The 10,835-nt window shown below is 59.6% G+C and carries 9 protein-coding genes; 2 read left to right on the top strand and 7 right to left on the bottom strand.

Going from position 1 to position 10,835, the window contains the following annotated elements; all coding sequences use genetic code 11:
* Positions 1-4: 4 nt before the first annotated feature.
* Complete coding sequence (malZ, locus tag G5179_RS15965; RefSeq protein ID WP_005356962.1) at positions 5-1,834, top strand: maltodextrin glucosidase; 1,830 nt, start codon at positions 5-7, stop codon at positions 1,832-1,834.
* Positions 1,835-1,935: 101 nt separating this feature from the next.
* Here malZ and G5179_RS15970 read toward each other — a convergent pair whose 3' ends face one another.
* Together G5179_RS15970 and G5179_RS15975 are read right to left on the bottom strand one after the other, a co-directional pair.
* A complete protein-coding gene (locus G5179_RS15970) occupies positions 1,936-2,469 on the bottom strand; it encodes an ATP--cob(I)alamin adenosyltransferase (RefSeq protein ID WP_075116198.1) in 534 nt (177 codons plus the stop codon).
* Between the two features lie 89 nt (positions 2,470-2,558).
* Positions 2,559-3,701 carry a DUF5610 domain-containing protein gene (locus G5179_RS15975; protein ID WP_421258706.1) on the bottom strand — a complete coding sequence of 381 codons (1,143 nt, stop codon included), beginning with the start codon at positions 3,699-3,701 and terminating at the stop codon, positions 2,559-2,561.
* 170 nt (positions 3,702-3,871) lie between these two features.
* Here G5179_RS15975 and trmA point away from each other — a divergent pair, with 170 nt between their 5' ends.
* Complete coding sequence (gene trmA / locus G5179_RS15980; RefSeq protein WP_421258707.1) at positions 3,872-5,005, top strand: tRNA (uridine(54)-C5)-methyltransferase TrmA; 1,134 nt, start codon at positions 3,872-3,874, stop codon at positions 5,003-5,005.
* Between the two features lie 67 nt (positions 5,006-5,072).
* On the opposite strand, the gene G5179_RS15985 is transcribed toward trmA, so the two are convergent.
* The 5 genes from G5179_RS15985 to G5179_RS16005 form a co-directional block, all read right to left on the bottom strand.
* Positions 5,073-6,806 (bottom strand): methyl-accepting chemotaxis protein, encoded by a 1,734-nt coding sequence (locus tag G5179_RS15985; RefSeq protein WP_421258708.1) that lies wholly within the window; start codon positions 6,804-6,806, stop codon positions 5,073-5,075.
* A gap of 51 nt (positions 6,807-6,857) precedes the next feature.
* Positions 6,858-7,868 (bottom strand): galactose/methyl galactoside ABC transporter permease MglC, encoded by a 1,011-nt coding sequence (gene mglC, locus G5179_RS15990; RefSeq protein WP_005342585.1) that lies wholly within the window; start codon positions 7,866-7,868, stop codon positions 6,858-6,860.
* A gap of 16 nt (positions 7,869-7,884) precedes the next feature.
* Positions 7,885-9,405, bottom strand: coding sequence for a galactose/methyl galactoside ABC transporter ATP-binding protein MglA (mglA, locus tag G5179_RS15995; protein WP_041234376.1), 1,521 nt, complete (start codon positions 9,403-9,405; stop codon positions 7,885-7,887).
* A gap of 53 nt (positions 9,406-9,458) precedes the next feature.
* Positions 9,459-10,445 (bottom strand): galactose/glucose ABC transporter substrate-binding protein MglB, encoded by a 987-nt coding sequence (gene mglB / locus G5179_RS16000; RefSeq protein ID WP_005340747.1) that lies wholly within the window; start codon positions 10,443-10,445, stop codon positions 9,459-9,461.
* Positions 10,446-10,721: 276 nt separating this feature from the next.
* Positions 10,722-10,835: hypothetical protein (locus tag G5179_RS16005; RefSeq protein ID WP_421258710.1), on the bottom strand; the 114-nt coding region annotated here is incomplete at its 5' end.

The raw sequence follows: 10,835 nt of genomic DNA on the forward strand, positions 1-10,835 counted from the left end.
CATCATGACACATCCGTTTCTGTTTCATCCCCAGGTGGCGCCCTGGTTCAAAGAGAGCGCCGACGCACTGCAATTGACCCTCTTTAGCGAGCTGGATGCGCCGATCCGCGAGGTGTGGCTGCGCCACGAGCCGGATAACGAGGAGTACCTGATCCCGATGACGGCAGTCTCCACCCGCGATCGGCTGCAGGTGTGGCAGGCGACACTGCCGCTCATCAAGGGACAGGATATCCACCTCTACAGCTTCAAGTGCCTCACCGACGAGGAGCAGTGGTGGCTGCACGGGGCGGGCGTCAGCGCGTCCATGCCGCCACGGGAGCAACATTTTCGCTTCAACAGCCTGCACCAGCCACCGGCCTGGGTGCAGGATCAGGTGTTCTATCAGATTTTCCCCGACCGCTTCTGCAACGGCGATCCGTCGCTGAGCGTCAAGCATCACGAGTACGAGTACCGTGGCAAGGCGGTGATCAGCAAAGCGTGGGGTGAGCCGGTCAGTCGTCATGAAGAGGGCCACGGCGCCTGCGAATTTTACGGCGGCGATCTGGCGGGCATCGATGCCAAGCTGCACTATCTGCAATCTCTCGGGGTAACGGCGCTCTACCTCAACCCCATCTTCGATTCGCCGAGCAACCACAAGTACGACACCCAGGACTACTTCAAGGTGGATGCCCACCTCGGCAGCAACGAGCAGTTCGCCGAGCTGACCCGCAACCTGCACCAGCGCGGCATGAAGATCATCCTCGATGCGGTGGTCAACCACACCTCTACCGAGCACCCCTGGTTCTGCCCGCCACTGGGCGCCCAGAGCAACCCGGACTCCCCGTGGCGCAGCTTCTACACCTTTGACAAAGAAGGGGATTACGTCAGCTGGAAGGGCATTCGCAGCCTGCCCAAGCTCGACTTCTCCTGTGAGAAGGTGCAAGACGCCGTCTATCGGGCTGACGATGCCATCCTTCGCTACTGGATGCGCGCCCCCTACCAGATCGACGGCTGGCGCTTCGACGTCATCCACATGCTGGGTGAGCGCGGCACCGCCGAGGGCAATCGCAGTCACGTGCGAGCCATTCGCGGGGCAGTGAAGCAGGAGAACCCGGACGCCTACGTGCTCGGCGAACACTTCTTCGAGGCGAGCCAGTGGCTGCAAGGGGATCAGGAGGACGGCGCCATGAACTACTATGGCTTCGCCCACCCGATCCGCGCCTTCCTTGCGGGGCAGGATATCGCCTACCACCCCATCAAGATCAGCGCCGAAGAGCTGGATCGCTGGCTCAAGCTGGCGCGGGCCCACATCCCGTTCAAGAACCAGCTGGCCCAGTTCAACCTGCTGGACAGCCACGATACCGCCCGTTTCCTCCACCTGCTGGGAGAGGACAAACAGCGGATGCAGCTGGCCGCCACTCTGCTGCTCACCTATATCGGTGTGCCGTCCATCTACTACGGCGATGAAGTGGGGCTCTCCGGCGGCAACGATCCGGACTGCCGCCGCTGCTTCCCGTGGGATACCACAGACTGGGATCACGTGCTGCACGACCACTATCGCCGACTGATCCAAATCCGCCGCCAGCGCCCCTCCCTGCGCCGCGGCGATATCCAGACCCTCTATGCCGGGCCCCACAGCTATGTGTTCGCCCGCACTCTGCAAAGCGATCAGGTGGTAGTGGCCTGCAACCGCCATCCGAGCGAGCCGCGCACCATCAGCCTGCCCCTGTGGCAGACCGCGAGCCCCGCCAGCCGCTTCACCGACGCCTTCAACGGCGAGAAGTTTGAAGTGGTGCAGGGCGAGGTACAGCTCACCATCCCGGCCAACTCGGCGAGAGTGCTGATCTCCAGCTGAGCGGGCAACTGACGCGCTGAAAAACAAAACCGGAGCCCAAGGCTCCGGTTTTTTTTATTCCGTTCAATCCACCATGACGTCTGGCCCCTAACCAGCCGCCATCAGTAGTTGATGCTGACGTAGGGCACTTCCGGCACCTGCCAGCGCTGCTTGAGGTAGACGGTGAGCACGAAGAAGAAGTTGGCCAGCAGGTTGGCGAAGCGATAGAGAATGGGATCGAAGGCCACCCCGCTCTCTTCCAGCCTGACCAGCAGCCGCACCACCTTCTTGCTGCCGCAGCGGCACAGATGGAGGGTGGGAATGGGCTGTGGCCCCTGTGGCAGCACAAAACCGGTGACGCTGCCGCGACTCGCCTCGTTGTAGTGGTCGTAACGGGCCTTGAGCCACTCAAGATCTGCATCGAAGATCCCCAGCTTGCCGCGTACCGAGCCGTTTAGGTTGTAGATAAGTCGCTGCAACGCCGCGAGATCCGCCAGCATGGGCTCGGTATCCGCATCCGGCGCAAGGCGTGACAGCACGGCCCCAACCTGACAACAGAGCTCGTCCGTGGCGATTTCAAAATCACATTTGAGCGAGGTTTCGAAGATAAAGGGGTAGCAGAGCTCGCGCTTGTCTCTTGGCTTCTTGGGGTTCATGGGGCAACCGGATTGGAGAAAAGGCCAGTTTGCCAGCCCCGGGAAGGGCTGGCAAACGGCAGCTCATTACTTGCGTAACGCGCTGTGGCTCAGACGTTCTTACTGGCGGGCTCGGTGGAGGGCTGGAACTGGTTGATCATCCGCAGCGCCTCCAGCATCCGCTGGTTGAAGCTGGTGAAGCGATCGACCTGTGCCGGTTCCCCTTCCCCTCTCGCCGCCAACACGGCCGGGGTCAGCGCCTGTTGTTGGGATGGTGGCAGCAGGCTATCCGCCTGTTTCTGCACCTGATCCAGCTTGGGCAGGTAGTCTGCAAACGGCTTGATCAGATCCTGCAGGGAGTGCGCCCCCTGATAGGTCTGGCTCAGCTTGACGCTCTGCTTGAGCTTGAGGGAGTAGGAGGCCAGCTGGCTGTCATCCAGTTTCAGCTCGCCCGCCTTGTCCAGCAGCTCCTCGAAGTTGCCGGAGAAGAAGTTCCCCGCCAGCTCGTCGATCCCCTTGACCAGCTTGCCGATGGACTCCATCTCGTCGCTGCTGAGATCCCCCTCCAGCGAGAAGCTGAAGCTCTGGCTCGATTTGAGGCTGAACTGACTACCGCTATCATCCTTCTGGGACTTGGTCTGCCAGCTGTCGTTGAATCGCAGCACCACCTTGTCGCCATCCTTGGTCTGGATCTCCAGATACCCCTGCTGGCGACTGGCCATCTCGGCCTGTCCCATGTCGGTCGGGGAGACCTTGCCGAAGAACTCCTTCTCGAACTCCTCGAGCCCTTTCTGGATCAGCTTGTAGCTCTGATCGATACCGGTCTTGATATCCTCGTTGTCGGTCGCCCACTTGCCGAGCTGTTTTTTTGCCTCGCCAAAGCCCTTGTCGATCCCCTTGCGGGCCTGTTCCATCATCCCGGTCAGGTCGTCATCGGATTTACCATCGGCCCGCGCGGCACCAAGCCGCCCCGTCACGAACTGCAGCACGTTGTCCGCCACCGACTGGAAGTCGAACAGGGTCTCCGGAGTGATCTCTTCGGGCTCCTTCATTTTGGGAGCCTGATAGCCCTGACCGTTAATCTCCAGCGAGAACTGCAGCGCCTGCTGGATCAGCACCTGCGCCCACTTGGGCGGCTTGTGCAAGGAGACCGCCTCCTCGCTCTTGACCTGTTTCTGCTCCGCCTGTTGGGGCGATTTGGGAGAAACACCCACTCCCTTGGGTTGGGCTGCGCCCACGCCTTCGATCTGCATAATGTGTCCTCCCACCATGCCTGTAGATCAGCTATCGGCCTGACTGAACACTTCTTGACCATAAAATGCTGGACAATCTGCGGCTGGCTTTTAAAATCGGGCCCCTTTGGGTGGCCTGTTGCCTTCCCCCGATTTCGACCCGGCCCGGCCGGTGTGCATGTGAGGTATTTATGACCCAATCCCAACAGCCTTCCGCGAACGCTCCGGCGCCTAGAACCGCGGCCGACTATCAGGCCCAACTCGACGAAAAGCGCGCTCGCCTCACCGAGCTGTTTGCCGGCTTCACCCTCCCGGCGCTGGAAATGCACAGCTCACCGGCGGAGTACTACCGGATGCGCGCCGAATTTCGCATCTGGCACGAGGGGGACGACCTCTTCCACTGCATGTATGCCCCGGCGACCAAAGAAATTATCCGGGTCGACCACTTCCCCACTGCCAGCCGCCTCATCAACCAGCTGATGCCGGTACTGCTGGAGGGGCTGCGTCCCCATCAGGTGCTGCGTCGCAAGCTGTTCCAGATCGACTACCTCTCCACCCAGTCCGGCCAGATCATCGTCAGCCTGCTCTATCACCGCAAGCTGGAGGCCGAATGGCAACAAGCCGCCGAAGCGCTGCAGGCCGCTCTGCGCGCCAAAGGGTTCGAGCTGCAGCTGATTGGCCGCGCCCACAAGCAGAAGATCTGTCTGGGGGATGACTTCGTCATCGAGCAGCTCAACGTGGCGGGTCGCCAGCTCACCTACAAGCAGGTGGAGAACAGCTTCACCCAGCCCAACGCCGCCATCAACGAGCAGATGCTGGCCTGGGCGCTGGATGTGACCAAAGAGAGCGAAGGGGACCTGCTGGAGCTCTATTGCGGCAACGGCAACTTCTCCATCGCGCTGGCGCAGAACTTCCGCAAGGTGCTGGCCACCGAGATCGCCAAGCCGAGCGTCGACTCCGCCCAGTTCAATATCGCCGCCAATGGCGTCGACAACCTGATCATCCTGCGCATGTCAGCCGAGGAGTTCACCATGGCGATGCGTGGCGAGCGGGAGTTCAACCGCCTCAAGGGGGTCGACCTCAAGAGCTACCAGTGCAACACCATCTTCGTCGACCCGCCCCGCGCCGGTCTCGATGATGCCACCGTCAAGCTGGTGCAGGAGTACGACAACATCCTCTACATCTCCTGCAACCCCGAGACCCTGCAGGCCAACATGGCCGTTCTGGGCGAAACCCACGAGATCGCCCGTTTCGCCCTGTTCGACCAGTTCCCCTGGACCCATCACATGGAAGCCGGGGTCTATCTGCGCCGCAAGGCCGGTTGATTCAGGCAGACAGGAAAACAACAACAGGGCCGGATGGCCCTGTTTTGTTAGTGACTGAACACCGGCCTCACTCCAACCGGAAGTGGCCCACGATCTCCCGCAGCCGGTCGTAGGTCTGCTGCATCGCCGCAGAGCTGGCGACCGTCGCTTCGCCATTGTGGGTCAGCTGGCGGATCACCTCGGCGATGGCGCTCATGTTGCGATTGATCTCTTCGGCCACCGCGCTCTGCTGCTCCGCCGCCGTGGCGATATGGCTGATGAGATCGTTGATCTCCACCACTTCTCCCGCCATCAGGTCCAGCGACTCGTTGACCCTGGTGGTGTTCTCGGCCGCCCCCTGACAGCTCTGCTTGGTATTGCCCATGGCATCCACCACAGTGCGGGTGCCTCGCTGCAGACTGGCCAGCATGGTCTGGATCTCGGCTGTGCTCTGCTGGGTGCGGGCCGCGAGGGAACGCACCTCGTCTGCCACCACCGCAAAGCCACGCCCCTGTTCACCAGCGCGGGCCGCCTCGATGGCGGCGTTGAGGGCCAGCAGGTTGGTCTGTTCGGCAATGCTGCCGATCACCCCCAGCACAGAGCCAATCTGCTGCACATCCTGCTGCATCGCCTCGATGGAGCGAGCAGTGGCTTCCACTTCGTCCACCAGCGCCATCACGCTGACCATCGCCTGATCCACCACCTGACGGGACTGGCTTGCCAGCTGCTGGCTCTGGCCGGTGAGCTGGGCAGTGCTGGCCGCACTCTCGGAGACGGAGACCGCGGTGCGGCTCATCTCGTTGATGGCGGTCACCACCTGCTCGGTCTCGCGTACATGGTCCGCCAGCAGGGACTGGGCGACGCCGGTCTGACTGGCCAGCCCCTCGATACCGCTGTTGAGCTGGCCGCTCGCCTGTCGCACCTCCCCCATCATCTCCTGCAGCCGCTCGATAAAGCGGTTGATCCCGACCGAGATCTGGCCCAGATCATCGGTACTGGTCACCGCCAGCCGGCGGGTGAGATCGCCACTGCCGCGAGAGAGCTCCAGCACCAGATCCCGCAGCGAGAGGATAGGGCGATAAGCCACGTTGAGTGCCAGTATGGCAAGCACCATCACCACCACGGCGACACCGAGCAGCGCCATGATGATCTGGCCGTTGAGTGCACGGGTCATCGCCTGGATGTAGTCGAGGTCGATGTAGCCAGTCAGCGTCCAGCTGCTGCCGCGAATATCCAGCTGGTTGGGGCGCGCTTCGCTCTCCCCCTGCGGCTTGCTGTTATAGAGGCTGTTGCCCTGACTGTCGGCCAGCGAGAAGTAGCGGCCATCACCACTCATCTTCTCCAGCAGGCTTTTGAACTCGCTCATGTCGAGGTAGTAGAGATATGCGGAATCGGCACCGCGCGGTACCAGAATGGTGATGACCGGCTTGCCATCCACCTGTTGCAGCGGGCTGACGGTGATCTGGTTATTGGCGGCGGGGATCAGCTTGCGCAGCGCATCGACTTTGGCGCTGTCGTTGATGACCCCGCTCACGTCGAAGGCCATGTCGCCGATCACCTTGACGATGTTGTGAAAACCGGTCTCTTGCAGGGTCTTCTTGACGTTGGTCACCCCGAAGTTGAGGTTGGCGGCCAACAGGATTTTCTGATTGATGTCGCTGGCCAGCTTCTCTTTGACCAGGGTGATCTGTTCGTTGATGTTGTGGGTGGCCTGAGTGCGAATGTAGCCACTGATGAAGTGGTTGACGCTGAGCCCGGCGGTGCCGATGGTGACCAGAATGGCCAGTAGCAGCAAGAGGTAAATCTTGACCTTGAATGGCATGGGTTCCCTCCAGAAGAGAGGGCTGGCAGCGCCAACCCTCCCTGCCAATCGTTATTTCTTCTTGGCGTACTTCATGGAATCCAATGCCACCGCCAGAATGATGATGCCGCCCTTGATGATGAACTGCCAGTAAGGGCTGACCCCGATATAGGTCAAACCATAGTTGATCAGGGTGAAGATAAGTACGCCGGTGATCACACCCGCGACCGTTCCCACCCCGCCGGCAAACGACACGCCGCCCACCACGCACGCCGCGATGGCATCCAGCTCGTACATGAAGCCGAGGTTGTTGGTGGCGCTACCGATACGGCCTGCTTCCAGCATGCCGCCGAAGGCGTAGAAGACCCCCGCCAGCGCATAGATCATTACCAGATTGACCGCCACATTGACGCCGGAGACCTTGGCTGCCTCGGGGTTGCCGCCGATGGCGAAGATGTTTTTGCCAAAGCGGGTCTTGTTCCACAGCACCCAGACAAAGACGCTGGCGATGGCCGCATAGAAGGTGAGATAGGAGAGTTTGAATCCTCCTATCCGGATAAACCCTTGGGCGAAGCTGGAGAAGCGGGGGTCAAACCCGGCCACCGGCGAAGCCCCTACCGAGTCAAAGTAGAGGGAGTTGATACCGTAGACGATGATCATGGTGCCCAGGGTGGTAATGAACGGGGTAACGTTCAGGTAGGCCACGATCAGACCGTTGACCAGACCAATCAGCGCCCCCACCACACAGACCAGCAGGATCACCGCAGGAATGGGCACCTCCCCCAACGTCGGGAACACCTTGTTGACGTTGGTCAGCGCCTGCAACATGGTTGCCGCGATGAGTGCCGCCAGACCGACCTGACGACCGGCCGAGAGATCCGTCCCCTGAGTGATGATGATGCCCGCCACCCCCAGCGCTATGATGACCCGCACCGAGGACTGGGTCAGGATGTTGCTGAAGTTGGTGAGGCTCAGGAAGGAAGGCTCCTGGATCACGATGACCATGAGCAGCACCAGCAGCACCAGATAGATGGCGTTTTCCTTGAGCGCCTGCATCAGATTGAAATTTTTAGCCGACTCCATAAATGTCTTCCTGTCTCTAGAGGTACAGAGATGCCAGGCGCAGTATCTCGCTCTGGTCAGTTTCTTTGGTATTGACGATCCCGGCGACCCGGCCATTGCTCATCACCATGATGCGGTCGGTGATCCCCAGCAATTCCGGCATCTCTGACGAGATGATGATGATCCCCTTGTCCTTCTTCGCCAGCTCCAGGATGAGCTGGTAGATCTCGAACTTGGCCCCGACGTCTATGCCGCGGGTGGGCTCGTCGAGCATCAGGATCTCCGGCTGGGTCAGCAGCCAGCGACCGATGATCACCTTCTGCTGGTTGCCCCCGGAGAGGGAACCTATCTGGGTCTGCTGGGTCGGCGTCTTGACCCGCATGGAGTCGATCACCCACTGGGTATCGCTCTTCATCTTGTTGTCGCTGAGCAGCCCCATGGAGCCCTTGTAGCTGTCCATGTTGGCGATCAGGGAGTTGAAGGCGATATCGAGCCGGGAGTAGATACCGGTGGAGCGGCGCTCTTCCGTCACCAGCGCAAAGCCGTTGCGGATCGCTTCGTGGGCGTTGTGGTTGGCCACCTCTTTGCCGTGCAGCTTGATGCTGCCCTGACTGCGATCGCGAATACCGAACAGGGTCTCGACGATATCGGTGCGCTTGGCCCCCACCAGTCCGGCGATGCCGAGGATCTCCCCCTTGTGCAGGTTGAAGGTCACATCCTGAATGGAGGGCTGGTTTTTCGCCGTCAGGTGTTCGATCTCGAGGATCACCTCTTTCGGCTGGTTGGTCTTTTCCGGGAAACGCTGGGTCAGTTCACGGCCGACCATCATCCCGATGATCTGATCCATGGTCATGCCCTTGAGCGGCTGGGTTGCCACCCACTGGCCATCCCGCAATATGGTGATCTCGTCACAGAGCTGGAAGATCTCCTCCATCTTGTGAGAGATGTAGACGATGCCGCACCCCTTCTCCTTCAACTTGTTGATGATCTTGAAGAGGTGGTTCACCTCTTTCTCGGTCAGGGAGGAGGTGGGTTCATCCATGATGACGATCTTGGCGTCGTAGGAGAACGCCTTGGCGATCTCGATCATCTGCATCTGGGAGACCGACAGGGTCGCGACCTTCACCTTGGGGTCGATGTCGATATCCAGCTCATCGAAGATGCGCTTGGTGTCGTCATACATCTTGCCGTGGTCGATAAACCACCCCTTGGTGGGGTAGCGGCCGAGCCACATGTTGTCCATCACGGTACGCTGCAGCACCAGGTTGAGCTCCTGATGCACCATGGAGACGCCATTTTCCAGCGCCTCTTTCGAGGAGGTGAAGTTGATCTCCTGCCCCTTGAAGAAGATCTTGCCCTGATCCTTCTCGTAAATGCCGAACAGGCACTTGAGCAGTGTGGATTTTCCCGCTCCGTTCTCGCCCATCAACGCATGCACAGAATGAGGACGGACCCGTAAATTGACATTATCGAGTGCCTTGACGCCGGGAAAGCTCTTACTGACGTCAATCATCTCCAACAGCCATTCTGATTGTTGCTGTGTTGTCATATCAGCCATCACATCTGGTTGAAAAAAGGGCAAGGGGATCTCCCTTGCCCTGAAGGAGGGAATTACTCGAATTGGGACAGGTTGTCTTTATCCACACCGACGTAGGCAACACGTACTACCTTGTCGACGATATTCCACTTGGTGCCTTCACCGGCCGGTTTGCCTTCAGCCAGGTTCTTGGTCAGCTCGAAGGTAGCTTTGGCCTGGTTGGCCGCATCGTTCAGCACGGTACCCGCCATGGCACCGCTCTTGACCATGGCCAGCGCTTCCGGCAGCGCATCGACGCCGAATACCGGAATGGCAGTCTTGCCCTGGGCTTTCAGTGACTCGACTGCACCCATTGCCATGCCGTCGTTGTTGGCGATGACCACTTCGATCTTGTTGGCGTTGGGGCCGGAGATCCAGGCGTCCATCTTGTCTTTCGCCATGGCGGTATCCCACATACCGGTATCCATATGCAGTTGTTCAGTCTTGACGCCGCCATCGTTCAGGGTCTTGACCACGTAGGAGGTGCGCGCTTCGGCATCCGGGTGGCCCGGCTCCCCTTTCAGCAACACGAACTGGATCACGCCATCCTTGTTCAGATCCCACTCCGGATGAGCTTTCCAGTGTTTGGCAATCAGCTGACCCTGGATGATCCCTGACTCCTTGGAGTCGGTGCCCACGTAGTAGGCCTTGTCGTAGCTGGCCAGATCGGTAGCGCTTGGCTCCTTGTTGTAGAAGACCACCGGGATATCTTCGCCACGGGCTTTCTCAATCACCACCGGTGCCGCAGCTGGGTCAACCAGGTTGATGGCCAGCGCCTTCACCCCTTTGGCCAGCAGCACGTCGATCTGGTCGTTCTGCTTGGACTGGTCGTTCTGGGAGTCGTTCATCAGCAGTTCCACCCCCGGAGTGGCTGCCGCCTCCTTCTCGATGGCCTTGCGCACGACCGCCATGAAGTTGTCGTCGTACTTGTAGACGGTTACCCCGATACGAGTGTCAGCCTGGGCATTGGCTCCAGCCATCATGCCCATCAGCAGGGCGGCAACTGTGGTCAGTTTTTTCATTATGTGTGCTCCGATGTGTCTATCTGTGTTGTAGGGTGGCGAGCAATTGAGCAAGCGCCAATCAATGTAATCAGTTTGTTGTCATTTCTTCTGTGATCATGACGACAAAATGAAAACGTTTACACTCTGTTACATTGAAACTTTATATTTATTTTTCAAATACATATAAATAAAAATCAGATTTGAGACTCAATCTTTCCCACAGCATTGAGGCTAGTCGTTACTGGTCTGTTGTCAAAATGGCGCACTGGCCAGGCAGTCGCCTCCATAGCTGGCTTAACGGAGAGTGCAGCCCCAACGGTAACGACGCTCGAGCAGTTGATACTCGGGACGCACGCTTTGGCTCCAGGAGTCATCCCCGCCCACCCCCATGTGGGCGCCATCGAGACA

This window comes from Aeromonas sp. 600886 (genome assembly GCF_049174935.1).
Classification (GTDB): Bacteria; Pseudomonadota; Gammaproteobacteria; order Enterobacterales; family Aeromonadaceae; genus Aeromonas; species Aeromonas veronii_A.

Excerpts from the sequence above, each read along its gene's own strand:
- trmA (WP_421258707.1), top strand. The coding sequence starts at position 3,872 with ATGACCCAATCCCAACAGCCTTCCGCGAACGCTCCGGCGCCTAGAACC.
- mglC (WP_005342585.1), bottom strand. The coding sequence starts at position 7,868 with ATGGAGTCGGCTAAAAATTTCAATCTGATGCAGGCGCTCAAGGAAAAC.
- mglA (WP_041234376.1), bottom strand. The coding sequence starts at position 9,405 with ATGGCTGATATGACAACACAGCAACAATCAGAATGGCTGTTGGAGATG.
- malZ (WP_005356962.1), top strand. The coding sequence starts at position 5 with ATGACACATCCGTTTCTGTTTCATCCCCAGGTGGCGCCCTGGTTCAAA.
- G5179_RS15970 (WP_075116198.1), bottom strand. The coding sequence starts at position 2,469 with ATGAACCCCAAGAAGCCAAGAGACAAGCGCGAGCTCTGCTACCCCTTT.
- mglB (WP_005340747.1), bottom strand. The coding sequence starts at position 10,445 with ATGAAAAAACTGACCACAGTTGCCGCCCTGCTGATGGGCATGATGGCT.
- G5179_RS15985 (WP_421258708.1), bottom strand. The coding sequence starts at position 6,806 with ATGCCATTCAAGGTCAAGATTTACCTCTTGCTGCTACTGGCCATTCTG.
- G5179_RS15975 (WP_421258706.1), bottom strand. The coding sequence starts at position 3,701 with ATGCAGATCGAAGGCGTGGGCGCAGCCCAACCCAAGGGAGTGGGTGTT.